The sequence below is a fragment of the Schlesneria paludicola DSM 18645 genome, from assembly GCF_000255655.1.
Classification (GTDB): Bacteria; Planctomycetota; Planctomycetia; order Planctomycetales; family Planctomycetaceae; genus Schlesneria; species Schlesneria paludicola.
On the sequence record NZ_JH636436.1, the window covers coordinates 691,900 to 715,399 of the forward strand.

18 protein-coding genes and 16 tRNA genes are annotated in these 23,500 nt (G+C 54.4%); 2 read left to right on the top strand and 32 right to left on the bottom strand.

All coding sequences use genetic code 11. From position 1 onward, the window contains the following. Nucleotides 1–119: 119 nt before the first annotated feature. From OSO_RS0136280 to hypF, 31 genes are all read right to left on the bottom strand, one after another. Nucleotides 120–193: transfer RNA gene (locus tag OSO_RS0136280), tRNA-Leu, on the bottom strand. 13 nt (nucleotides 194–206) lie between these two features. Next, nucleotides 207–279: transfer RNA gene (locus OSO_RS0136285), tRNA-Leu, on the bottom strand. Between the two features lie 12 nt (nucleotides 280–291). Next, nucleotides 292–363: transfer RNA gene (locus tag OSO_RS0136290), tRNA-Val, on the bottom strand. 10 nt (nucleotides 364–373) lie between these two features. Continuing rightward, nucleotides 374–444, bottom strand: a tRNA-Ala gene (locus OSO_RS51190). Between the two features lie 20 nt (nucleotides 445–464). Continuing rightward, nucleotides 465–550, bottom strand: a tRNA-Ser gene (locus OSO_RS51195). A gap of 12 nt (nucleotides 551–562) precedes the next feature. Then, nucleotides 563–636: transfer RNA gene (locus OSO_RS0136295), tRNA-Gln, on the bottom strand. 554 nt (nucleotides 637–1,190) lie between these two features. Beyond that, nucleotides 1,191–1,264 (bottom strand) — tRNA-Gln (locus tag OSO_RS0136305). Between the two features lie 7 nt (nucleotides 1,265–1,271). Further along, a tRNA-Asn gene (locus OSO_RS0136310) sits at nucleotides 1,272–1,343 on the bottom strand. A 7-nt stretch (nucleotides 1,344–1,350) separates the two neighbouring features. Then, nucleotides 1,351–1,422 (bottom strand) — tRNA-Gly (locus OSO_RS51200). Between the two features lie 298 nt (nucleotides 1,423–1,720). Further along, nucleotides 1,721–1,794 (bottom strand) — tRNA-Pro (locus tag OSO_RS0136315). Nucleotides 1,795–1,854: 60 nt separating this feature from the next. Continuing rightward, nucleotides 1,855–1,925, bottom strand: a tRNA-Gly gene (locus OSO_RS0136320). Between the two features lie 84 nt (nucleotides 1,926–2,009). Further along, nucleotides 2,010–2,081: transfer RNA gene (locus OSO_RS0136325), tRNA-Thr, on the bottom strand. Nucleotides 2,082–2,192: 111 nt separating this feature from the next. After that, nucleotides 2,193–2,265: transfer RNA gene (locus OSO_RS0136330), tRNA-Lys, on the bottom strand. Between the two features lie 17 nt (nucleotides 2,266–2,282). Beyond that, nucleotides 2,283–2,354: transfer RNA gene (locus OSO_RS0136335), tRNA-Ile, on the bottom strand. 9 nt (nucleotides 2,355–2,363) lie between these two features. Beyond that, nucleotides 2,364–2,435: transfer RNA gene (locus OSO_RS0136340), tRNA-Lys, on the bottom strand. Between the two features lie 61 nt (nucleotides 2,436–2,496). Continuing rightward, nucleotides 2,497–2,567: transfer RNA gene (locus OSO_RS0136345), tRNA-Ile, on the bottom strand. 671 nt (nucleotides 2,568–3,238) lie between these two features. Beyond that, nucleotides 3,239–4,201: a hypothetical protein gene (locus OSO_RS0136355; RefSeq protein ID WP_157605968.1), complete on the bottom strand. Its 963-nt coding sequence runs from the start codon at nucleotides 4,199–4,201 to the stop codon at nucleotides 3,239–3,241. Between the two features lie 680 nt (nucleotides 4,202–4,881). Then, nucleotides 4,882–5,574 (bottom strand): hydrogenase nickel incorporation protein HypB, encoded by a 693-nt coding sequence (hypB, locus tag OSO_RS0136370; RefSeq protein ID WP_010587697.1) that lies wholly within the window; start codon nucleotides 5,572–5,574, stop codon nucleotides 4,882–4,884. Further along, nucleotides 5,571–5,918 carry a hydrogenase maturation nickel metallochaperone HypA/HybF gene (locus OSO_RS0136375; protein ID WP_010587698.1) on the bottom strand — a complete coding sequence of 116 codons (348 nt, stop codon included), beginning with the start codon at nucleotides 5,916–5,918 and terminating at the stop codon, nucleotides 5,571–5,573. The genes hypB and OSO_RS0136375 overlap by 4 nt, the downstream gene beginning before the upstream one ends. A 230-nt stretch (nucleotides 5,919–6,148) precedes the next feature. After that, on the bottom strand, nucleotides 6,149–6,781 hold the full coding sequence (locus tag OSO_RS46515; RefSeq protein WP_050986284.1) for a hydrogenase maturation protease: 633 nt from the start codon (nucleotides 6,779–6,781) through the stop codon (nucleotides 6,149–6,151). Further along, nucleotides 6,778–7,122 (bottom strand): hypothetical protein, encoded by a 345-nt coding sequence (locus OSO_RS0136390; protein WP_157605971.1) that lies wholly within the window; start codon nucleotides 7,120–7,122, stop codon nucleotides 6,778–6,780. The genes OSO_RS46515 and OSO_RS0136390 overlap by 4 nt, the downstream gene beginning before the upstream one ends. A 35-nt stretch (nucleotides 7,123–7,157) precedes the next feature. Continuing rightward, complete coding sequence (locus OSO_RS0136395) at nucleotides 7,158–8,210, bottom strand: hypothetical protein (RefSeq protein WP_029247832.1); 1,053 nt, start codon at nucleotides 8,208–8,210, stop codon at nucleotides 7,158–7,160. Further along, nucleotides 8,207–8,854, bottom strand: coding sequence for a DUF6084 family protein (locus OSO_RS0136400; protein ID WP_010587700.1), 648 nt, complete (start codon nucleotides 8,852–8,854; stop codon nucleotides 8,207–8,209). Before OSO_RS0136400 ends, OSO_RS0136395 begins: the two co-directional genes overlap by 4 nt. Next, the gene (locus OSO_RS0136405; protein WP_010587701.1) at nucleotides 8,841–9,524 is read right to left on the bottom strand and encodes a DUF5947 family protein; all 684 of its coding nucleotides are present in this window, start codon (nucleotides 9,522–9,524) and stop codon (nucleotides 8,841–8,843) included. The genes OSO_RS0136400 and OSO_RS0136405 overlap by 14 nt, the downstream gene beginning before the upstream one ends. Next, nucleotides 9,521–10,393: a NifU family protein gene (locus tag OSO_RS0136410; RefSeq protein ID WP_010587702.1), complete on the bottom strand. Its 873-nt coding sequence runs from the start codon at nucleotides 10,391–10,393 to the stop codon at nucleotides 9,521–9,523. Before OSO_RS0136410 ends, OSO_RS0136405 begins: the two co-directional genes overlap by 4 nt. Before the next feature lie 110 nt (nucleotides 10,394–10,503). Then, nucleotides 10,504–12,309, bottom strand: a complete 1,806-nt coding sequence (locus OSO_RS0136420; protein ID WP_010587703.1) for a nickel-dependent hydrogenase large subunit — start codon at nucleotides 12,307–12,309, stop codon at nucleotides 10,504–10,506. Nucleotides 12,310–12,418: 109 nt separating this feature from the next. Then, nucleotides 12,419–13,480, bottom strand: coding sequence for an NADH-quinone oxidoreductase subunit B family protein (locus tag OSO_RS0136425; protein WP_010587704.1), 1,062 nt, complete (start codon nucleotides 13,478–13,480; stop codon nucleotides 12,419–12,421). A gap of 318 nt (nucleotides 13,481–13,798) precedes the next feature. Next, entirely contained in the window at nucleotides 13,799–14,884 is a 1,086-nt protein-coding gene (hypE, locus tag OSO_RS0136435; protein WP_010587706.1) for a hydrogenase expression/formation protein HypE, read from the bottom strand. A gap of 66 nt (nucleotides 14,885–14,950) precedes the next feature. Then, complete coding sequence (hypD, locus tag OSO_RS0136440) at nucleotides 14,951–16,066, bottom strand: hydrogenase formation protein HypD (protein WP_010587707.1); 1,116 nt, start codon at nucleotides 16,064–16,066, stop codon at nucleotides 14,951–14,953. A gap of 9 nt (nucleotides 16,067–16,075) precedes the next feature. Then, a complete protein-coding gene (locus OSO_RS0136445; RefSeq protein ID WP_010587708.1) occupies nucleotides 16,076–16,369 on the bottom strand; it encodes a HypC/HybG/HupF family hydrogenase formation chaperone in 294 nt (97 codons plus the stop codon). Between the two features lie 14 nt (nucleotides 16,370–16,383). Beyond that, a complete protein-coding gene (gene hypF / locus OSO_RS0136450; protein ID WP_010587709.1) occupies nucleotides 16,384–18,729 on the bottom strand; it encodes a carbamoyltransferase HypF in 2,346 nt (781 codons plus the stop codon). A gap of 239 nt (nucleotides 18,730–18,968) precedes the next feature. Here hypF and OSO_RS0136455 point away from each other — a divergent pair, with 239 nt between their 5' ends. Both OSO_RS0136455 and OSO_RS0136460 read left to right on the top strand, forming a co-directional pair. Then, nucleotides 18,969–19,835, top strand: a complete 867-nt coding sequence (locus tag OSO_RS0136455; RefSeq protein ID WP_157605975.1) for a cyclase family protein — start codon at nucleotides 18,969–18,971, stop codon at nucleotides 19,833–19,835. A 430-nt stretch (nucleotides 19,836–20,265) separates the two neighbouring features. Next, complete coding sequence (locus tag OSO_RS0136460; RefSeq protein WP_010587711.1) at nucleotides 20,266–22,194, top strand: multiheme c-type cytochrome; 1,929 nt, start codon at nucleotides 20,266–20,268, stop codon at nucleotides 22,192–22,194. Between the two features lie 63 nt (nucleotides 22,195–22,257). Here OSO_RS0136460 and OSO_RS0136465 read toward each other — a convergent pair whose 3' ends face one another. After that, nucleotides 22,258–23,466: a DUF1501 domain-containing protein gene (locus OSO_RS0136465; RefSeq protein ID WP_010587712.1), complete on the bottom strand. Its 1,209-nt coding sequence runs from the start codon at nucleotides 23,464–23,466 to the stop codon at nucleotides 22,258–22,260. Nucleotides 23,467–23,500: the final 34 nt, after the last annotated feature.

The window sequence follows — 23,500 nt, forward strand, 5'->3', positions numbered from 1 at the left end:
TTTCACGCGCGATCAAGATGGGAATGGAAATCAGTGTCGACCGCGCGTTGATAATTAACTCACCTCCCAACGCGCGAGTGACTGGGTCTGCGCAACCCATCACCGACGCGCACTAAACGTAGCTCAGGTGGGAGTCGAACCCACAGCATCCCTGGTTCTAAGCCAAGGTGGTCTGCCGATTGCCTACCGAGCCATGTCTTGTTTGATGCCCAGAGCGGGATTTGAACCCGCAAACACTCGATCTTAAGTCGAGTCACTCACACGTTGGCGTACCTGGGCATGTCATCGAAGTAATCCCGGATGGACTCGAACCATCGTTACCTGGGTGTAGGCCAGGCGTCGTCGCCGCTGGACCACGGGATCAAATAAAAAATGGACTTATCGGGAATCGCACCCGAATTTTTGGTTTGCAGGACCGATGTCTTCCTGTTGGACCATGAGCCCGATTGTTCGTCGCCAGCGAGCGGAAGCCGTGGGGCTCGAACCCACAAGCGGGATGTTCCCGCCGCCTGTTTTCAAGACAGGTTCCTCATCCGGCCGGATGACTTCCGTAATCTGTAAATTGTGGGAGTTGGAATCGAACCAACGCCTCCGGGTTCAGAGCCCAGCATCGCCACCAGCAGCGACTATCCCGCAATGAATTTGATTGAGACAAGACACTCGTACTTTCCAAGGGTTCGTGTGCTACCGTGGTTCTCGGTAAACTGATGGAATGGATGTGAACTGTGCCAAGCAGATGTTCTTTGCCTACGACGGGTCGCGTTTCTACATGTCGCGAAACGGAGATGAGGACAAATACGCTCAGATGCAGGTCCCAGCATCGATCGAAGCACAATGGTTGGATGAGTTGACATCTCGCAAACTCGATCAACTCATTTCTTCGGCAAATTGGATGGTTGTACATTTTCTCCTTCATCATTCCGACTTCCGCCAATTGGACCGACTCGCCGCAGCTGCGCCATTGGGAACTCTTCAGGAGAAATGTGCATTTCTTGAGGAACTCCTAAAATATGTACAGCAATGTTGTGGAGCATATGAGTCCAGTCGTCTCGCTAACGTTTGCGATTCAATTCTTCGAGATGCATTCACGTTGCGAAAGCGGGCTCGGGCGAAGAATTCCCTTGCTCGAATTGAACGCCTCGTCGAGAACGCCGAAAAGTTTGTCGCGACGTTGCTCTCAGATTGATGAATTGCGGGGGCAGGAATCGAACCTGCGCCTCCGGGGTCAAAGCCCAGCATCGCTGCCAACAGCGACTACCCCGCAATGGAAGAGGGACGGGTGGGACTCGAACCCACGCGCTGGTGCTTAACAAACACCTGCTCTGCCGCTGAGCTACCGACCCAATCGAGAGTGCCCTGCGGGAATCGAACCCGCCTGTCCAACTTGGAAGGCTGGCACCTCTGCCGATCGGTCAAGGGCACATATTCTTTCCTCAAGTCGGAAGCCGTGGGACTCGAACCCACAATCCCGATTCTCGGGACACCTGCTTTCGAGCGTTGTACATCTATCGCGGCTTCAGCCTTCATCCTCGCTTTCGCTCGGCCGCAGGCCTTGCTTCCAGCCGGATGACTTCCATTCGTGTTAAGGCTGCGGCGACAGGAATCGAACCATCAACCGAAGCCGCTGGCCGAATAGGTCAGTTGAAGGCGAAGGGCGATAGTCTTTCAAATCCGAGTCGCCTGCCCGTACCAACACGGACTCCACCGCAATTTATATCAGTCAGCGCGGTCGGATTTGAACCGACGATCTCGTGGTCCCAAGCCACGCGGATTTCCATGCTTTCCCACACGCTGACAATCGTTCATCGCGGATCGACCTTCGTTGTCATCAAGGATCGTCCACGCGAACAAAAAAGCACCCAGCGGGAGTTGAACCCGCACCTCCGCCTTGGCGAGACGGTACGCTGCCGCTACGTCATGGGTGCATGCATTCCTGGCCGAATTGTTAAAGACCTATTCGCAACGCGCGATTGGCCAAGTTTGTGAACTCGCTTCATCGCGCATGAAAAAGCACCGGGTGGGACTCGAACCCACGTTGCCGTATTACGGGTGCGGTGTCTTGGCCGCTAAACGACCAGTGCAGCGCCTTCGGCGAGAAAGTAGAGAGTGGAAAGTCGTGAGTGGACAAGAACCGATCCGTCTACTTTCCACTCTCTACGGACTATTCTCTCTGTCCCGGCACGCCGGGACAGAGAGACCAGACGGACTTGAACCGTCACTTGCTCGGGTAAGAACCGAGTGTGCTGCCACTAACACCTTGATCCCGTAATCCTTCGTTCAGTTAGGCCTGGGCGGAGTTGAACCGTCGTCTGGCCCTTATAAGGAGCCTGCTCTCATCGTTGAGCTACAGGCCCAGTAATCAATGGGGCCGGAGGGATTCGAACCCCCACCGGGCAGATTAAAAGTCTGCTGTGCTGCAGTTACACCACGACCCCGGATGAGGACGTGGTTCCATTTGTTCGTGAGGTCTCGATCCATAATCTGCACCTTGTTCAATCGCTTGGAGTGGAGTTGAACCACCGCTGTCGCCGTATCAGAACGACGTGCTTCCGTTACACCACCAAGCGGAGTCGGGATGGTCAGAATCGAACTGACTGTGTTCAACTACCGCGGCCCGGCCTTCATCCTCGCTATTCGCTCGGCGTCATTCCTTACTTCTCAGCTACCAGCCCGGAAATGACAGAACTTTGACTTCGTCAAAACGAAGAAGCCCGGTGTCCTTTGCGTGACACCGGGCTCTTTTGAAAAAGCTTGCGGAGGCTTAGGGCCGATGTCACGAGCGCAGGGGATACGAGGATCTTTCGCTTCGCAAACCTGTATTCCCCGGAATACTGGCAAGATGTTGCCGAATCTGGGTATGCACGGGTTGCGTACCGAAGAGGTTCGCCGGTATGGCAAACCGCCTCGTATCGCTCTGTCTGCAATCGGACATCAGCTGTGAAAACATCATAATCCGCAAGACCTTTGAAATTGTTTCTTCCTGAAACTGCCGGTCAGAGCGATGAACGCCATCGCTGTTGCATTCTTAGATGCGCGAGCGCAGCAATAAGTTCGCGGGAAACTTCAAAAATCAATACGAATCTTGGGTGAGGGTGCGAGCGAATGGGAGGCTTCAAATCTGAACTGAAACGGCGGCGAATTCGTCTCGAGCGTCCCCAATATCTCGTTGCCTCAGCAGGTTGCGAAGGAAGACGTAGACAAGCCAGCCAAAACAGACGGGCTGCTTCACAAGGAACTCTTAAGCCCAGATGCCAATCGGCTGACCTTTTTTGTAGTTCAAGAACGCTTGCAGCGAAACACGCGGACCGCCCTTAAAAGGGATCACAGCGTGGGGCCTGCCTGTGTTGATGATGACGGCATCACCACTTTTGAGCTCGATTCGAATGGGGGGCGGAAGAAGCTTTTGGAAACGTAGCTGCAATTCTTCGTTCTGATAATTCGATTCAAGGAAAAAGTGTTTGACGGAATGCCAATGACCGATTGCTTCATGCATCGTGGTGATTTGAGGATTCCACAGATAGAGATGACCACCAATTTCGGGTTGCTTCAGGTACACATTCAACGAGAACTGGCCCGAATTGCTACTGAGCAGTGGTGAACTATCCACATGGCACCCCAATGACGTTTCCGTAACGGTCTCAGTATTGTCGTACATCACCCGCACAAGCCCGGGTGACATTTTACAGCCCTTATAACGGGCAACAGTCATGCCATCATCCCATAGCTCATCGACCATGATGCGAAATTTGTCATAGGGAGAAACGTACGGCGCCGCCATGCTTCGTAGTTTCTCGGATGTTGAGATGGCGTTTTGAAAGTAGCGATGCCAGCTTTCGTCGCTCTTATTGGCCATACTGAATGGCTCGCCAAAGACATTGACATCACTGGGTTTGAACTCGGTTTTCAGATCGTAGATATTCCAGTTCTCAAGTTTTTCTTTCAGGATGTTTGTCGTCATCCGTTCGCAGACTTCAGCCGTGCAGAACGCGGGAAGGTGAATTGCCAGAATGCGATTAGTAAATAAATCTCGCAGCAATTCCGATGACAGCCGGTCCGTTTTGACAATTCCGGACCCATCCGAGGGCATCGTTTTCCCGGCAGTCAGTTGTTCCATCGGCCAGAGCAAGCACTTCATGATAGGGGTGCGAAGGATTCGTCCGATCAATGGAATGGTGCTAGCTGGTCGCGGAGGAACTTTCATGATGCTCATCGTCGATCGATTCTTTCGGGCTTCAGTCCGCGCCACTGCGCGGATGGTTGCGGACTCAATTTGTTGATGGGGCGAAGTTTATGGCAAAGGAAGTGAAAATCAAGGCTGTGCAGACGGACAGTCTGTCGCGCTCTCTCGATTCCCGGTTCGTCGAGACTTCCCGAAACCATCTGCAATGAAGCCAGAATTCGTGGGCTCTCTCGCGAGATTGTTAAGTGTGTCCAGCGATGTTCTTGGGGCGCGATGTCACAGAGGGATCTTCGCGGTAACCGTTCACAGTCTCAGCAGAGGGGGGGGGCAGGAATATTTACGCGGTTCAATCGGAATCCCACAGTGCATCGACTGGGGTAAGCCTTCCCTTAGCTGCGGGAAAATGAGCCAGTCCTCGGCCTGTGAACGCTGACATCGTCGCATCCACGAATCAGAAGGCCCGAATGAGAGATGCTTTCGGACACCCGCAGCCATAGCGAATGTGCGTGCGAGAGAATTTGAGTCGTGCTGACGATTGACTCGTCGCGAAGATGAACGGCGATGTCCCATTCGTTGGGGCTCATCGCGTCGATGTTTTGTGCCGGGCAGCTTGCGACCAATTATTCAAAAGGCTCGAACTTCTAGAGGATGCCGTGTATTTGAATCCGCTCGCACGTGACCATCGCCACCTACCGCGAATACTAGACAACTACCAGGCGCTCCGAGCGTTCGGCGCTTCTTAATTCCAGAAATTCAAGCCATTGATTCATTCCCAAACCCGTCTTCGCCGAAAGTTCGAGAATCCTCATGCCGGGTCGAACAGCCTGAACGCTCGCGTAAGCCGCTTCTCGATCGAACTCTGTCACGGTTGCGAGTTCGATTTTGGTGATGATCGCCACATCGGCGGTGTTGAAGATGGTGGGATACTTCCGCGGTTTGTCTTCCCCCTCAGTCACGGAAAACAGGACGAGCCGCATTTCTTCGCCCAAGTCGTATGTTGCAGGGCAGACCAGATTGCCGACGTTTTCAATAAATAGAAAGTCGAGTTCGTCCAGGTTCCAGCCCACAAGTGCGTCGCTCACCATCTTGGCTTCGAGATGGCAAACGGAACCGGTGATGATCTGCCGAATCGGGACACCCGCGCGTTCCAGTCGCCGGGCGTCATTCTCGGTTGCCAGATCACCCACGAGTGCGGCACAGCGATACCGTTCGCGCAGCATTGTCAGGGTTCGTTCGAGAAAGAGCGTCTTTCCCGTGCCAGGGCTTGAAACCAGACTGACCACGAAGACTCCGTTGTTGTGAAAACGCTGCCTGAGTAGTCGCGCATCGTTGTCGTTGGCCTTAAGGACCTGGGTTCTTACCTCGACCATTCGAGTTGTCGTCGGGAGGCTCATGACTCGATCTCCATTGCAACGATTTCCAGTTCGCGCCCACAGACGACATCTCCGCATGGTGTCCCGCATTCGGGGCAGCACAAGTCCTGGAAGCAGGGCAATTCGCGTTCGGTGTCGCAGACATGACATCGTACGCGCAGGGGGACTTCTTCGACGACCAATTCGACCTTTGAGAATGGCGACATTTCTCGGGCCAAGTCGAACGCGGATATCAGCGCCTGCTTGATTACTCCCGACAGGGGGCCCAGTTTCAAGTAGATCGATTTGATCTCCGCGCCGCCGCGGCGGTCCGATTCTTCACCGGCAATATCGAGAATACTCATCGCCAGAGACAGTTCGTGCATTCGAGTATCGTCCTATGACATTTCGCTGATACGGATATAGCGCGCCAAACCAGGAAACTCTGCGAACATGCAAACCAGAACCCAGAGGAGAATGAAAACTCCGAGTACAATAGCAAAGATGTCTTCGGCGATGGCCATGATGACTTTCATCGTGCGTACCCCTTTTCACATTGTGTGGTAACAGTTCACAGGCTGGGAACTGGCTCATTTTCCCGCGGTATAAGGAAGGCTTAGCCCAGTCGATGCACTGTGGATTCCAATTGAACCGGGAAATTGTGCTTGTCCCGCTCACTTTGGGCTGTGAACGGTGACCATTGTGTGATCAGATCGTTTGTTGGCGGCACGTTATCCGTGGTCTCGTCGGTGACAACTGGCATTCGTGCATAGACTTCGTTCGTGAGCAGCGCAATTTGATGGATTGCACCTTCGATTGCCGTTTGGACGGTTGGAGTTAATCCCATCTTGCCTTCGTGTTCATCGCCAAGGTCTTCCGGCTCGCACCCGACCAGCAGAATTCGACCTGGGGTTCCGCCGAATGCCCGTACCATCCGCAATACATTCAGCGGGTGCATGCTGTGCGCATCGAGAATCGAATCGGCTTCGTCAATATCATGCAGATCGAGTTCCATCGTGTAGACCGTGCCGGGAGTGCCACCTTGTGGCGTGGCGTCGACCAGGATTGTCGTCTCAATTCCATCCATCAGTGCGTATGCCAGATCCATGCCTCGAATGCCGTAATCGATCACACTGACGCCGCTTGGCCATGTTTGACGTTGTAGACGTTGGACAACTTCGCAGCCGAAGGCGTCGTCTCCACGGAAGATGTTTCCAATTCCCGCGATCAACAGGTGTCGCAACATCATGGGCTCTCCTGTTGATTGTCGGGCAAACGCATCGGTTCAACTTCCTCTGTCGAAAAGAAGAATCGGTGGCCAGGTTTCCTCAAGAATCCCAAATCGCGACCGGGGTCATCGTCCAGGACGACTGCCAGATGAATCTGACCTTCGAAGTCCTGTTCAATGGCTTCGATCGTGGCCACCTTTTTCTGAAACGCGAGGTCCATGATGTCTCCTCGTTTTTTTGGCCAAAGGCGGACCTTGTCGCTCACCCTCAAATCGACTCCAAATACGCGAACACTTTCAAGTCGCGTTTCGACATCCAGTTCGGGCCAGGGAAAGTCCTCCATCATCGTTTTAAGACTCACTTTCTTTCGTTGCGTCGAATTCCTCTTCGAACCAATCAAGCTTGTTCGCGTGTCATTCCTCGAAGCGCGCCATGCAACTTTTCGAAGTGCTCCTGGGGTAACCCCTCTGCGCGTTCCAAAAGCCTTCGTGCTTGTTCATCAACGCATCGCATTTCTCGCTGCTCTCCGGGCGTCAACGTCATGACTCGAAGCATGAGCATTTCGTCGATTTCCGTTGCGTCGAAAAAGTCACCCGGACTTTCCTGTGCAATTTGGGGATAGTCATACAGAATGATGGGTGAGGCCAGTATCGTTTGTCGCGACTTGTTCTCGCCGACAAGCACAGGCCAACAACCTCGCTGCTGACAGGTCGCTGCGGCATCGGCCAATTCCAACGGTGGCTCCAGCAGTGAAACAAATTCTCCATCGCTGACCGTCAATACAGCATGCGTCGAGGCCAATGACGAGAGAAGGACTTGGTCACGAGTTGACGAGTTCGCTTCAGGCAGCGATGTCTCATTGTGGATGACGACTCGCAGCCGATAGACCTGGCCCTCAAGGCGAGTGGCACTGACCACGACGGTTCCACGAAGTTCCTTCTGCGTCCGTTGGACCCATCCCAAAGGTTGCAATGACTGTTCGCAGATCTCTTCCGTCGTCGAGTTCGGCCCGAATCGGAAACGAAGTACATGTGTCGTGTCACAAAGTTCTTCAATGCACAGTTCGAGCGAGTCGACCTCGCGCTCCTCTGCCTCCTGCCAGGTCTGATAGCGATGCCCATTGACTTCGAGGCACTCAACGGGCCGCGATGATCGTGGCGAGATCGCCTGGTCGGGTGAATCGCGATGGACAAATTCTTCGACTTGACGCTGAAGCAAATGCAGAAAACGCGTTCGGACTCTTATCGAAGCGAACCTTTCCTGTAACAGGCATTCCACCTGCATCGTCCAGGACTCGGTCCCCGCTTGGGCCTGGCTGTAGGCTTGCGGTACAAGGACGCCAAAGTTGAACCTTTGTCGATTTTTCACTGCCGACGCCCGATAGGGGTACAGTAGATAGCCTTCGTAGAGTATGGATTGTGCGATTCGATCAACGAGCGGTTGAGTCATGTCGGCACCTCCAATGCGGTGGATGCCAGAAGACGTTGCAATGTCTCGTCCCAAGTGGGAATTCCTTGATGACATTTGAATCTGTAGAGTTGATCGAACACATCGTGTCTCAGGCAAAGCCAGGCGGAATTGGGGTAGTAGAATTCCATCATCTGCTTCCAGGTCGAAACGGGCAGTCGATATCGAGCTTCCTTCGACCAGGGGATTTGGGTCACTTGCAGCATGCCCGTCTCTTGCCGGTAGAAAATTGAGCCACTGAACAGCAGCAAAAGTGGGATATCTCCTTGCTCCAGGCCATAGAAATACTTGGTTGCGGCAACGTTGAAGTCGTATGTGCAGGGGATTTGAACGTCAACCAGAACCTCACGCTGGAACGGCGGGACGAGTGTGCTGACACGTGTCCAATGCATGCTGCGAAGTGTCTCACCCCAGCGATCGGCGGCACCGAACAGGTCAATCAGATTCGTTTGTTCATTCTGGGTGTAGGCCCGCCGATTGGATTCGATTTGGATTTGACATTGCAAATTCACATTCTGGATGGACTGCGATACTCCGCCCTTGATACGGAGTTTTAGGATGAGGGTCGGTACGACCGCGTGTTCAAGTGACGTTGCATCCTCGACATGGAATTCAAGATCCGACATGACCGGGCCTCCGATCAGGGGTCGCCCGTTGTCCGAGAGAATCGAAGAACTCACGCACGCGATTCCAGACGTTTGTACCTCCCGAAAGGCCACGCCAGTGCAGTCTCAGTATGCCCGCGAGTTTATAGCACTCGTCGATGGGCGTGATGAAATACTCATCGACCAAGAAGCCGGCACGGATACCCATCCGATTGACCAGCAACGCTTCCACGTCGGGTTGCAGCGAATTGAGTGGCTTACAATTTCGAATGAGCTCCTGCCATTTCTCAAAATTCAGCAGTGATTCCACGGGCCCCGCTGGACTGGGATACAGGACCATTGTTTTGGCTGCGGAGCTGTCAAAAAAGAAGAAGGCCAAATTGATGGGGATCATCAGGCCGTCCCAGTCGGCATCCGGAATTTGAAAGTCTCGCAATTGATGAATGTCGCGTGGAACTCGGCGATACTTCATCTCTGCCGCACCCGAGAACAGCAGTGCGCAGGCCGTACACGAACACAGCAGGTGTCGGTTTTTCGGATCGAGCAGATGATCATGTTCGGATGGCAATTGCAGGCCACAGAGCTCGCAACGTCGGACGTCGGCGGGGCGCGGCTTGGTGAAGCTTCGCAATGTCGCGAATGTCTTTCGGAACGATGCTTCAGGGATGCGGACTTGTGGCGAAGTGGTCATGGTGACACCGCCAATGCGATGCGTGTTTTTCCGCCTGACTGAAGCAAAGGCAGCGGTTCCAGGTGCAGGGCGGGTAGATCGAGGCAGCGCCCTGCTCGCATGACGTCGAACTGGGTTCCGCAATCTGGACACGAAAGCACACTGCCCGAAAGAGTGCCCGTTTTCAGCGAGTTTCCGCAGTGTGAGCAACCGTTTTGATAGGCGTAAAGACCCGTGTTCAAACGTAGAAATAACACGCTTTGATCGTGCAGGTCGCGCGTGTCGACTTCTCCGTCGGCCAGGTCATGTAAGCCCGCGATTTCCTCCCACTGCATTGCCGAAGCCGCATCGGCGGCATGCTCGAACGATTCGAGCGGAATGAATCCGGGCAATGAGGCGGGAACGACACCCTCGACTTCCAGACCCAGAACATCAGGAGCATGTTCACTGATCGCTTCTTCGATCGCCATCTTGAGTGTCATCGCGGACGACGGGCAGCCGTGACAACTTCCTTGGAGCTGCAGCCGGACAAGTCCTTCGTCGATTTCCAAGAGTTCGACATTTCCGCCATGCGACTTCAGGTAGGGTCGAACCTGCTCCAGAGCTCGTCCCACGCGCGTCACCAGATCGACAGGATGCAATTCGTGCAGAAGTAACAATCCCGCAACCAGTTGGTCCTCGGCAAGTCGCAGGATGGCCCCTTCGCTGGTGGCGATCTGCTGTGTCACGATCTTCAACAAACGCTCTAAACCAGTGCGGTGCAGTTCCATCACCAATTGCACCAACTCGGTGGCGGTATCACGAACCTCCTCATCCGCGAGATGATCGAGGCGTGCGACAAGCGTGTCGATCATCTCAAGCCTCGTGTGCAACGTTGCCTGTTCGGTCATGTCTGGTTGCCCCTTTTCATGAAACGGGAACGAAGCGACAAATCAACCGTTCTGGTCGAAAGAAGCGTGGATGACGCCGTGTCGTCAACGGCACCCGATCGCGTTGTGGGTCACGTCTGTTGAAAATGCTGTCCGAACATCGGCGAATGATTCAGGTCCAGGTGCTTTCCATTTCCCAAATACATATGCACTCCGCATGGCAGGCAAGGATCGAAACTTCGGACAGCGCGCATGATGTCGATCCCTTTGAAATTTTCCGGTCCGTTTTCTTCGAAGATGGGTGTGTTCTGGACCGCGTCTTCATACGGGCCGGGAGTTCCATAGATATCTCGTGGATTCGCATTCCAGGGCGTTGGAGGATACGGGTGATAGTTCGCAATCTTTCGGCCGCGGATCACGACGTGGTGCGACAAGACACCGCGAACGGCCTCGTGGAATCCGCATCCGATGGCCTCATCGGGGACTTTGAACTCTGTCCAGGTCTTGGTTCGACCCACGTGCAATTCCTTCATCGCCTTTTCGGCAAAATAAAGTGCGCATCCTGCGGCATAGGCCTGAAAATAGGTACGGGCACGATCGCGTTCAATCGCGTTGCTCCACTGGGGAATCTTCCATTCGAATTCGACTTCCGGCTTGGTTGCCGTTTTCGGCAGGTAAATCTTGACGCTGGTCCCCGTCGACTTCACGTATCCGATATCCACTTTGCCAGCCAATGCTGTGGCCCAGAATCGAGCGATCGGTCCGCCGCCAGTATCCAATGCCAGGTAGTCGCCGGTGCGTTTGTCGAACCAACGCGGGCACATGACCCAGGTGTAGTTTCCGTTGAAATCTCGCTTCTGTGGTTTCGGGATTGTTGTCTGATTCCAGGGGTGACGCTGATCCACCGGGTTGCCCAGCGGGTCTTGTTTGACAAACGTCTCTTTGTCTTCCCAGTCCTCATAGTAAGAGCTGCCGAGTAAGATTCGTATGCCGAGATTGATGTCCACGAGATCCGTCGTGACAAGTTTTCCGTCGACGACAATGCCTGGCGTGACGAACATCTGGTTGCCCCAGTCATTCATCCGCTTGTACGTATAGTCACAATGGTCGGGGTCTTGAAAAGATCCCCAGCAGCCCAGCAGGATTCGTCGGCGTCCCACTTCCTCATAACCGGGCAGTGCCTGGTACCAGAAGTCGAAGAGATCGTCGTGTAGCGGCAGGCATTTTTTCATGAACTCGACATATCGCATCAAACGCACGATGTAGTCGGTGAAAAGCTGAACCGTTGGAACCGTTCCGACGCCGCCGGGATACAGTGTGGAAGGGTGAACGTGGCGACCTTCCATCAGGCAGAACATTTCGCGGGTGTAGCGGCTGACCAGTAATGTTTCGCGGTAGAATTCTCCTGTAAATGGATTCAGAGCGCGCATGATGTCGGCGATCGTTTTGAATCCATGGTCCGCGGCATGAGGCGCTTCCGTCTTCTCTGCGAGCGCCAGGACACCAGGGTTCGTTTCGCGAACCATTTGTTCGCAGAAGTCGACCCCAACCAGATTATCCTGGAAAATGTTGTGGTCGAACATGTACTCGGCGGCCTCACCCAGGTTGACGATCCATTCGGCAATCGCGGGCGGCCGTACTCCAAAAGCCATGTTCTGGGCATAGTTTGCACAACAAGCGTGATTGTCGCCGCAGATGCCGCAAATGCGGCTGGTGATAAAGTGCGCGTCGCGCGGATCTTTGCCTTTCATGAAGACGCTGTATCCGCGAAAGATCGACGATGTGCTGAAGCATTCAGCGACCTTTCGATTGCCGAAGTCGATCTTGGTGAAGATTCCCAAGCTACCCACGATGCGCGTAATTGGGTCCCAATTCATCTCAACGAGATTGCTGCCTTCCGCGCGATTTCGTTTCCTTGGCTCGACGGTTGTGGCCATGAACGGACTCCTGTGAAGCAAGCAGAACTTGATTGGAGATTTCAGTGCATCGCGAAATGTTTGGACCACGATCGTGGTCTGTCATGTTTCGAAGAGGAACGTTTTGCAGCTACTTCGACTTGACGTATTTGCTCTGATAGCCCGTCGTCAGCGTCGGTTGGTTATGTCGCCACTTTGGTTCTTTGTTGAGTTTCCGCTGCGTCATCCGGCGTAATGGCGTGATGATCTTGCCGTAAAACTTCGATGCCAAAGTCGAGACTCGTGCGCCTGGTGGCTCGTCCATAAAGGGCATGAACTTGTCAGGAAAACCGGGCATTGTGCAGCCGATGCAAATTCCCCCCACGTTCGGACAACCTCCGATGCCGGCCATCCAACCTCGTTTCGGGACATTGCAGTTCACGACGGGGCCCCAGCAGCCGAGTTTGACCAGGCACTTGGGTGATCCATATTCCGATGCGAAGTCCGACTGTTCGTAATAACCCGCTCGATCGCAGCCTTCGTGAACCGTGCGCTCGAACAGCCATTTCGGTCGTAACGCTTCGTCAAGCGGGATCATGGGGGCCAGACCCGCGACCTGGTACAACAGGTACAGCAGTGTTTCCATGAAATTGTCGGGCTGGACGGGACATCCCGGCACGTTGACGATCGGAAGTCCGGACTTCGACTTCCAGTCCCAGCCCAGGTAATCTGCGACACCCATGGCACCCGTCGGATTGCCAGCCATGGCATGAATTCCACCGTAGGTCGCACATGTACCAGCACAGACAACGGCCACGGCTTTGGGGGCGAGCCGGTCAATCCATTCGTTGGTGGTAATCGGTTGGCCTGTTTTTGAGTCGGTTCCCAGTGCCGCCCAGTAGCCTTCGGACTTAATCTTTTCGTTGGGAATCGATCCTTCGAGGACCAGTACGAAAGGATCAAGTTCTCCGCGAGCGGCCTGATGCCAGTACTTCATGAAGTCGTCTCCGACCTCATAGGCAATGACGGGGTTGTGAACATGGACTTTGGGCAAGCCTGGAATGGCCCCCAAGACAATGTTCTCAATACTGGGTTGGCTGGCGGCCGTGATCGAGACAGAATCGCCATCGCAACTTAGTCCCGTTGTCATCCAGACGATATGAATTTCTGCAATGTCTGGTTTTCGCTTGGCTTGGATCGCGGGTGAGGGCATTCGAAATTCTCCTTCTAAGCGGCTTTAGGCCTGGCTAGATCCATCACATTTTTCAGACAACCCCCTTGTTGATTCGAAGTGGGGCGATCGTTTGGACCGCGACGGCGATTTGCAGCAAGGACGCAAATACGAAGCTCCTGCCGCGTTTTAGATGGGGCAACAGCGCAGGGTATGGCCGAAATCTGCCAACCTGACGCGGTGGGATTGAGGGATCTTGTTTGCCATGTCTTGATGCCGTCCGGCTGACTGCACCGCCTGCTGTCTCCGCCCCAGGATCGGCGGGGGTTCGAGCGAACGATGATGCAGCATGAGTCGCCATCAGCAAATCCTTGGCAGCTGTTCCCCGGCTAGCATTGTCACAACTCGCTCGCCGCCGATCATCGATTTCAGCACAACGATGCCGGGGTGATCAGAGACAATTTCGCCAATCGCGACGGCGTTCTTCCCCAGTCGATTGCTGCGCATCACTTGCAACAGGCCCTCAGCCGCATCTGCAGGGACGACCGCGACGAGCTTGCCTTCATTGGCAACATAGAGGGGGTCGAGGCCCAGCATTTCGCAGGCACCGCGGACTTCGCGGCGTATCGGCAGGCGGGACTCCCACAGTTTGACGCCGACGCCCGACGCATCCGCCAGTTCATTCAGTGTGCTGGAAACGCCACCCCGGGTCGGGTCACGCATGCAGCGAATTTTAGGGCAGGCCTTGAGCATCGCTTCGGTCAGTGCATTCAATGGCGCAGAATCGCTTTCCAGTACCGTTTCGAACTCAATTCCTTCTCGTTGCGACATAATGGTTACGCCATGATCGCCGATTGTCCCAGAGATCAGTACCTGGTCACCAGGACGGGCATTGTGAATCGACAATGAACGACCTTCTGGAATCCAACCGATTCCCGAAGTGGTGATGAAGACCTGATCGCCTTTGCCACGATTCACGACCTTGGTGTCACCTGTGACAAGGGTGACTCCCGCGTCTTTGCACGCGGTGCGCATGGAGGCCACGATGCGTCGCAAATCCTCAATCAGCAAGCCTTCTTCCAGGATGAAGGCGGCAGAGAGGAATTGCGGAATTGCTCCTCCTACGGCCAAATCATTCACGGTGCCATGTACGGCCAGCGTTCCGATGTCGCCGCCCGGGAAGAAGAGCGGTTGCACGACGAAGGAGTCGGTTGTGAAAGCCAGGCGGGGGATCAGATGGCTGTTGGATCTGATCCAGCCAGACAGATCGAGCGTCGCTTGATCCTCAAGTGCCGCGAGGACGGGATTGTCCCACTCTTGCAGAAACGTATTTCGGATCAAATCGGCCGACATTGTCCCGCCACTACCGTGTCCCAAGAGGACCCGGTCAGATTTGCTGATGGGACGAGGGCAGCTCAATTGCCCAATGTTGATGGCGCCGGGCATACCGTTCCTATCAGAAATTCAGTGCCGCACTCAAAACCAAGTGGGATGGGCTCGACCAACCCTCATTTAGATTTCTGAACCCGCGGCAACGGGATGCCGCAATCGCCCATAGTTGTAGTAAGCCGCGCAGGCACCTTCAGACGACACCATGGTGGCTCCCAAAGGATGTTCGGGCGTGCATGATTTGCAGAACGCCTGGCATTGATGAGGCTTTCTAATACCTTGCAAAATCAAACCGCTGATACATTGTTCCGATTCGTGGACCGTGACCTGTTGAACATTGAATCTCGTTTCGGCATCGAACTGTTGATACGGTTCGGTCAGGCGGTAGCCGCTCAAGGGAATTTCGCCGATTCCGCGCCATTTGCGATCGCAGACTTCGAATACTTGGTGAATCAGTTCAATGGCACGTGGGCTTCCGTCACGGCGGACCGCGCGTGAGTATTGATTGCCGACGCCGACTTGCCTCCGTTCGAGCATGCAGACGCACTCGTAGATTCCTTCAAGAAGATCAAGTGGCTCGAAGCCTGTGACCACGATCGGAATCTGAAACCGTTCGGCGATTGGGACGTATTCTTCCAACCCCATTACGGCACATACGTGCCCTGCGCCAAGAAAGCCCTGAACTCGGTTGTCGAGTGACGAAAGGATGGCGGACATTGCCGGGGGAACGAGTACATGAGAGACCAGCACCGCGAAATTGCTCAGTTTTCGCTTCTTGGCCTGCGCAACGGCCATGGCATTTGCTGGCGCGGTGGTTTCAAACCCGACCGCAAAGAAGACCACGACGCGATGTGGGTTTTGCTCGGCAATCTTCAGGCAATCGAGTGGCGAATACACAATCCTGACATCAGCACCCGTCGCTTTGATGGCAAAGAGGTCAGACTGGCTACCCGGCACTCGCAACATGTCTCCGAACGAGCAAAATATGACATCCGACCGCGTCGCAATCGCGATCGCCTTGTCAATCAGTTCAAGCGGTGTGACGCAGACCGGACAACCCGGCCCGTGCACCAGTTCAACGCCATTCGGCAGTAGTTCATCGATTCCATATTTCACAATTGTATGTGTTTGCCCGCCGCACACCTCCATGATCGTCCAGGGGCGAGTGACGACGCGAGAGATAGCGGTTATCAATTGCTTTGCCGCGACGGGATCACGGTATTCATCTTGAAATCTCATGGTTGCCTTTCACGAGATTCTGGCGCGGAATGAGTCGCGATCGTCTGCGACGAACGTTTCACCGTGACTTAGTTCCTGCAGATCATCCATTTCCTTCAGGAACTGAAAGACTCGCTGTGCCTCATCGGCGTCGATGACTTGTAACGAAAAGCCGACATGCACAATCACGAAATCTCCAATCTGGGCTTCGGGTGTGTGTTGCAGGCAGACACGCTTGAACACGCCGCCAAAGTCGACTTTCGCCATCAACATGTCGTGTTCAGAATAGGTCTCGATGACCTCGCCGGGAATGCCGAGGCACATGACGACTCCCTCTGTTACGGACCAGGATATGATGCCGCCGCGACGGCCAACTGACCCAGACTGATTCCGCCGTCGTTACAAGGAACGAGATGTTGGCGATAAACCTTGAAGCCATCTTTCGACAACTGTTGCGCCACTTCGATGGAGAGCAAGGAGTTCATGAAGACTCCGCCACTCAGGACGACTTGCTCGAGCGCGAACTCAGTTCGCAGCTTATGACAGATGCGTTTCGTCACGTCCGTGATTGTGGAATGAAAACGTCTGGCAATCAATTCCCTTTCAGCAAAATCAGAAATATCTTGAAGAATCGCTCGAATCAATGGGCGTGTGTCGATGCTGAAGCACGTTCGCCTATTCAGATCAAGTTCCATATCAAGTTCGAATGGATACGCGTGATCTGGTGAGGCTTGGCTTGCGAGTAATTCCAATTCCACGGCCGCCTGCCCTTCGAAGGTGACCGTGGTTCGTATTCCTAATAGCGCTGCGACCGCATCGAACAAACGCCCCATGCTTGACGTTAACGGGGTGTTGAATCGGCGACTCACCATTTGGTAAATCGTTCTTGCCGCGTCGTGCCCGACGTGTTCGATCAGGGCAGGCGATTGGCAGTCGGCATCGATCAAGTGAGCCATCGCGCTGCGCCAGGGCTCGCGAATGGCCGCGTCTCCACCCGGAAGCCCGACATAACGCAGGTGAGCAAAACGTTCAAAGCCTTGATAGTCGGCGACCAGGAATTCTCCTCCCCAAATATGCCCATCAGTTCCGTAACCGGTTCCGTCGAAGGCAACGCCAATCACGGGCCCCGATAATGAATGCTCGGCCATACAACTGGCGATATGTGCGTGGTGATGTTGCACGGCCAGTAACCGAAGAGACTGTTCGGCGGCACGGCGCCGTGCGTACGTGGTCGAGGCATAATCGGGATGCAGATCATGCACGACGCAGGCAGGGCGTGTTTCGAAGACTGCTTCAAAGAGCCCGATGTCGCGTTCAAACGCTTCGAACGCACTGAAGTGATTCAGGTCTCCCAGATGATGACTCAGAACGGCACGCTTCTCATGACCTAATGCAAAGGTCGACTTGAGCTGCCCCCCGACGGCGAGGGTCGGCAGGGCGAGGGCAATCGGCAGCGATAATGGTTCCGGTGCGTAACCTCGAGATCGCCTCAGAAGCGTTTCAACACCGTCGATCGATCGAACGACGGAATCGTCGCATCGAACGTGGATCGAACGATCGTGGGCGAGGACGAGATCTACGATGTTTTCGAGCCTGGCGATTGCATCGTCGTCGTCGTAGGCGATTGGTTCGTCCGCACGATTGCCACTGGTCATCACCAGAATTGAGGACTCGACAGCACTCAACAAGAGATGATGCAACGGCGTATAGGGGAGCATCATTCCGAGATTAAGGCTGCTCGGGGCAATCGACGGGGCGACGGTTTCCGCGCGATCATCTTGACGAGTTCGCAATAGTACAATCGGCCGGCGCGGCGATCGAAGTAGTGCGGCTTCCGCTGAGTCGACCTCACAGTAGCGTCGAGCTTCATCGACGCTGTCGACCATCAGCGCGAACGGCTTTTGATCACGGTGTTTCCGGCGTCTGAGTTCGGAGACCGCAGAGTTGTTGCGAGCGTCACAGACGAGGTGATAGCCGCCCAGCCCTTTCAAGGCACCAATCTTTCCGTTCCGGATCGCCGCTACGAAATCGCAGACTGGGTCCGTAGTTTCGATTGGCTGGCCTGTGTTCGTCAGAAGTCGCAATCGTGGGCCGCAGGCCGGGCATGCAATCGGTTGAGCATGGAATCGACGATCGGCCGGATTGACGTATTCGCGTCGGCAATCCGCACACATTGTGAAGATGGCCATGGTTGTTCGCAGGCGATCATACGGAGCTCCGCGGATGATCGTCAGGCGCGGGCCACAGTTCGTGCAGTTGACGAATGGATACAGATATCTTCGGTCACTTGGATCAAAGAGTTCTCGGACACAATCGGCACAGGTGGCAACATCGGGTGAGATCGAGATTGCCGATGGAACTTCGCTGTCGATGCTTTCCTTGATCTGAAAATCGACGTCGCCGAGAAGCGGCAGCGAACGCGATTCAACCGACTCGATTCGTGCCAGCGGCGGGGCGCCACTTGTGAGCATGATCGAGAACTCCACGACCGATTCGGGAAGGCCTTCGATTTCAACATGCACCATCCCGGATTGGTTTCGCACGAAACCCACGAGTCCCAAGTCGGTCGCGATCCGATGTACGAAGGGCCGAAACCCAACGCCCTGAACGATCCCTCGCACGAGAAAAGCGCGGCGTTCGCACGTCGTCTGTGGGATGCCAAGACTAGGACGTTTCACGGACATCCGGTCACTTGTCTCCGATCGAGTTTATTCTGAATCTCGCGGGTAGCGTATCACGAAACGAAGGGCTCTCGGAATCGGACAATCGCCTTTTTCTTCGTGCGTATGTGATGTGCATGTGACGGATGATTCGATGGCAAGTTAATATCACGTTGTCGACGTCATATTCCGGGCGCGATTCGATTTCTGGATTTGCCGTTGTGCGTCGAGTGTCGGCTTGCCACTTCCATGGAGCATCAATAATGATCACACGTAGGATGTTCGCCACGGTGTTTGTCGTCACACTGTGGTCTGTGATGGGAGTTGACTCTTCCTCACCGTTACGAGCGCAAGAGTCAGAGGGTCTGAGCGATTCCATCATGCAAATGACGCTGGGACGCGTCGTTTCGGGTGATGTCCAGGTGCTTGATTTGACTTATTCCTTGAATGAGAAGACCCCGTTTTGGCCGGGCGACGATTATCAGCCATTTCAATTGCGCACAATTGCGACCTTGGAAAAGAACGGCGTTTCATCCAAAGCATTTTCGATGCCCGAACATTTTGGAACGCATATCGATGCGCCATGCCATTTTGAAAAAGGAACACCGACTGTCGACGAGATAGCGATCGGCGATTTGTTCGCACCCGGTGTCGTGATCGACGTCACTGTTCAGGCGGAAGCGAATGCCGACTATCGCTTGTCTGTCGACGATCTATCGGCCTGGGAAACACGTCATGGACGAATTCCGGATCGTGCCGTCGTCTTTCTGAAGACGGGTTGGAGCCGCTTCTGGAATAGCAACGCCCGCTATCGAAACCAGGATCTCCATGGGACAATGCATTTCCCGGGTTTCTCAGAGGAATCGGCTCGGTGGTTACTGAAAGAGCGCGATGTTCGTGGGGTGGGAATCGACACACTGAGCATTGATCATGGACCTTCAAAAAACTTCATCGTCCATCATGTGATCAATGGCGCGGGTCGTTACGGTCTTGAGAACGTGGCGGATTTGGACATGCTTCCCCCGCGAGATTTCATTCTGATCGTGGCTCCCATCAAGATCACGTCCGGCACTGGCGGGCCGACGCGACTCTTTGCTGTCCTGCCTTTGCGAAAGCCTTTGGCTGAATAAGATCAATCTGCAAATTGAATCAATTTGGTTGATTTCCCGGCGCTGATTCATAGTTTGCAGATTCGGAGCAGGCGTAGTTGTGACTTGATGTGGTAACCGTTTACAGTCCGAAGAGAGGGGGGCAGGCACATTTTCCCGGTTGATTGGAACCCACAGCGCATCGACGAGGGTAATCCTTCCCTTTACGCGGGGAAATGAGCCAGTCCCCGGCCTGTGAACGGTTACCGTGACGTGATCAATCGCCGAGCTTGCCCAAAGCAATGTGTTCGTTGACTCCAATTGCTGTATGCCGTTCAATCTAAGTTGAATCTGAGGCACGTCACAGATCTGGTCAACGACTGTTGGATTCCGATGGCGTCTTTGTTCTGATGTGAATCAGCTATTTTCAGATTGATTCAGTCGATTTGATCGAGCTTGTGCGAGGGTTTCGATGCGTGATCGCCTGCGAATTATCGTCATTTCATGCGTGATGATAATGATCGCTTTGGGAGTTGTGGGATCGCTCTATCAGTCGATGCCACAAAGGCCGACAGCAAGCAAGTCACCGGCAGGCACGGCGGCTAGGGGCAAGTTTCGCCATCAGAATTTCGAGAAATATACGCTGTGGTGGGACCAGATTCCGGAGCGACTGCGAAAAGAAGGCTGTCCTCCCGGGACTCAGGCCAATATTCATCCCCAAGACTACGCTGGCCCGGAAGCCTGTAAAAACTGTCACAAGAAGCAGTACGAGTCGTGGTCAAAGCATCCGCACCGTTGGATGAACTCACTTGTTGAGAATACGACTGTCCGCGGCAATTTCAATGATCATCGGATGTCGTACCTCGGTGGTGATGTGACGTTCTACAAAGCGGCCGATACTTATCGCATGCGTCTGGAACGAGACGACGTCCGTCGGGAATTCGTGGTTCAACAAACGATCGGATCTCGCTACTTCCAGTATTACGTCGGCAAGCAGCTTGAGGGACCTGAGCCGTCCGATCATCCGCTCTATTTCGAAGACCATGTTCTGCCATTGGGGTATTGGTTGGATCGTGAAGAGTGGGTGCCGACCGTACATATCGGCGAAGAGTTCCGCGAGGGAGAAAGGCCTGATCCGTTTGTGCAACGACCTGCATATTCAGGCAATCTCACGGAGTATGCCGATAAGACGATCGACTTGTATCGCAGTCAATGTAACTTTTGTCACACCACATTCGCCATTGGTGATATGTTTGTGCGTTTCCAGCGAACTTTCGGTCGGCACATCCCGGTGCAGCTTGACGTCTCGTTATCGGAATATGTGCAGAGCTCGCGGCCGGAAATGTGGCCCGAAGGACGCAAGCCGTATGACATGGCCGACGAGGAATTCGCGAAGATCCTTCAAGAATTCCACGGACTCGATGCGAGAAAGCACGCGGTTACTTTGGGGATCAGTTGTGAAGCATGTCATCTGGGGGCGAAAGACCATGCGGAAGGACGGTTGAAGAGACCCAGGTTCTTTCCGACAGGTTCTGAAGTGGTCACGCGTACGACGACATTGACCTGCGATCTCGGACGAACTCATGACAACGTAAACTGGGCCTGCGGACGCTGTCACGCTGGCGAAAGGCCGCAGTATGCCAATGGAACCTCGACCTGGAATTCGACGGAATACTCCGACGCCATGCGAGGTAGTTGCTATTCTCAATTGACCTGTATCAAGTGTCACGATCCACACGAGTCCATTGGTCAAGAATGGTCTCAGACCCCAGCCAAAGACGACGCAAGTTGTCTGAGCTGCCATCAGAAGTTTGAAGCGGAGACAGCCCGCATCGCACATACACATCATCCGCTGGATCATGAGGGTTCACGGTGTATGAACTGTCACATGCCGCGGATCAATGAGGGCCTTCAGGAAGTCGTGCGTACGCATACTATCTTCTCGCCGACGAATCGCGTCATGATTGAGACGAATCAGTTGAACGCGTGTAACCTTTGTCACCCAGAGCAACCAATCGACTGGACGTTGACGCATTTGAAGAGATGGTATGGCACGACGTTTCAGCAACGAGCGATCGACACGAGTTATCCGAATCGGAATCTGCCGGTGGCAATTGGTTGGCTGAAGAGTGATCGTGAAGCGGTTCGATTGGTTGCCGCGGATGCGATCACCAGGACCGATGCCCGCTGGGCGCTACCCGACCTGATTGGTGCACTGGATGATCCGTTCATACTCAATCGCCAGTTCGCTCGAATCGGACTGGAGAAAATGCTGAAGGTGAAGCTGAGCGATTTTGGTTACCAGTTTTATCAGTCGCGAGACGAGCGGGTTGTTCCATTGCGAAAAATGAAGGAACAACTCATCCCTGCTACAGTCGACGTCGATGCGGAACGCCGCTAGTTCCGAGTTTCTCAGATCGGTTCTGACGTTGGTCTCTGCGGAGGGCGGATGCCACTTCAGCGGTCACGCTCCTTGAAAGAGTTCCAAGCCCTCAAACGGTCCTCCCAGGATCTTGTGTGACGGAATCTTGAACCATTGTTCGAGGATGCTTGCATAGACTTGGCGGAAGTCTGTTTGCACTCTCAGATCACCATCCTCCAAGTCGGTCAGCGATGGCGTGAGGCCGACGAGGCCACCTTTGACGGGCATCCCGGCGACGAAGACCGGGCCGGCGGTGCCATGATCTGTCCCCTCAGAGTCATTTTCGGTGACACGTCGACCGAACTCGCTGAACGCCAGAACGACGACTCGATCGTCGAGCTTCGCCGCACGCAAATCCTCCAGAAACGCTTGCAGGCTTGTTGAGAACTCGCGAAGCAGACGTCCATGCGTATTGAGCTGTGAGGAATGCGTGTCGTAACCGGATTGAATGGCATAGAACACTCGGGCGGGTGAATTTCCTTGAATGAGCTGCGAGACCAATTTCAGCTGTGAGGCCAGCTTGCTGTCCGGATATTTCGCGGTTTTTGTGTTGTCGGATTGGCTTCGCCTGACAAACGCGTCCGCATTGTGGAGGGTGGACGCAACCTGGCGGGCGGCAAAGTCTCGCAAGGTTGCGTCATTGGATGTCGTCACCAGCGGGTGCGTGTTCAACGCGTCCAGGTCCAGCACAAGATCCGCCGAGTCTTTCATCGAAATTGCGGTGGACCGCTTGCCCCATAGGGCCAGCGGTGTTTCCTGTTCGCCGACATGAACCGCATCAGCCGCGGGGATCTCAGACGTTGTGTTCACCGACATGTCCAGAGCTCGACCGAGCCACCCATCTTCGCTCAGTCGCAGTTCATCGCGATAGCCACTTTCCCAAATTCGCATGCTCGTGAAATGAGATCGATCCGGGTTGGGATAGCCAACACCTTGCACGATCGAGAGTCGTCCGTCTCTAAACAGTTCTGCTGCCGCTTTCATCTCATGATGAAGTGCGACCTGATCGCTGAGTTTGTGCAAATCATCTGTCTTCAGCCGCAGTTTCGATCGAACGCGGGCATAGGCGTCATCCTGGTACGGGACGACGGTATTGATGCCATCGTTGCCGCCGTCCATTTGAATCACGACCAGCACCGGGGCATCCTTGGTTGGCCCCGCTGCGAGTGCGGTGCGATTGAAAATACTGGGAACCCAGGGCGAGAGCGTGATCAGCGAGCTGGTCTTGAGGAAGCTACGTCGTGAAAGCATGGTCCGTCTTCCTTTGTGATGATTCGGAGTTCGA

Coding starts and splice junctions, on each gene's coding strand:
- OSO_RS0136355 (WP_157605968.1), bottom strand. CDS start 4,201: ATGAAAGTTCCTCCGCGACCAGCTAGCACCATTCCATTGATCGGACGA.
- hypB (WP_010587697.1), bottom strand. CDS start 5,574: ATGAGCCTCCCGACGACAACTCGAATGGTCGAGGTAAGAACCCAGGTC.
- OSO_RS0136375 (WP_010587698.1), bottom strand. CDS start 5,918: ATGCACGAACTGTCTCTGGCGATGAGTATTCTCGATATTGCCGGTGAA.
- OSO_RS46515 (WP_050986284.1), bottom strand. CDS start 6,781: ATGATGTTGCGACACCTGTTGATCGCGGGAATTGGAAACATCTTCCGT.
- OSO_RS0136395 (WP_029247832.1), bottom strand. CDS start 8,210: ATGACTCAACCGCTCGTTGATCGAATCGCACAATCCATACTCTACGAA.
- OSO_RS0136400 (WP_010587700.1), bottom strand. CDS start 8,854: ATGTCGGATCTTGAATTCCATGTCGAGGATGCAACGTCACTTGAACAC.
- OSO_RS0136405 (WP_010587701.1), bottom strand. CDS start 9,524: ATGACCACTTCGCCACAAGTCCGCATCCCTGAAGCATCGTTCCGAAAG.
- OSO_RS0136410 (WP_010587702.1), bottom strand. CDS start 10,393: ATGACCGAACAGGCAACGTTGCACACGAGGCTTGAGATGATCGACACG.
- OSO_RS0136420 (WP_010587703.1), bottom strand. CDS start 12,309: ATGGCCACAACCGTCGAGCCAAGGAAACGAAATCGCGCGGAAGGCAGC.
- OSO_RS0136425 (WP_010587704.1), bottom strand. CDS start 13,480: ATGCCCTCACCCGCGATCCAAGCCAAGCGAAAACCAGACATTGCAGAA.
- hypE (WP_010587706.1), bottom strand. CDS start 14,884: ATGCCCGGCGCCATCAACATTGGGCAATTGAGCTGCCCTCGTCCCATC.
- hypD (WP_010587707.1), bottom strand. CDS start 16,066: ATGAGATTTCAAGATGAATACCGTGATCCCGTCGCGGCAAAGCAATTG.
- OSO_RS0136445 (WP_010587708.1), bottom strand. CDS start 16,369: ATGTGCCTCGGCATTCCCGGCGAGGTCATCGAGACCTATTCTGAACAC.
- hypF (WP_010587709.1), bottom strand. CDS start 18,729: ATGTCCGTGAAACGTCCTAGTCTTGGCATCCCACAGACGACGTGCGAA.
- OSO_RS0136455 (WP_157605975.1), top strand. CDS start 18,969: ATGATCACACGTAGGATGTTCGCCACGGTGTTTGTCGTCACACTGTGG.
- OSO_RS0136460 (WP_010587711.1), top strand. CDS start 20,266: ATGCGTGATCGCCTGCGAATTATCGTCATTTCATGCGTGATGATAATG.
- OSO_RS0136465 (WP_010587712.1), bottom strand. CDS start 23,466: ATGCTTTCACGACGTAGCTTCCTCAAGACCAGCTCGCTGATCACGCTC.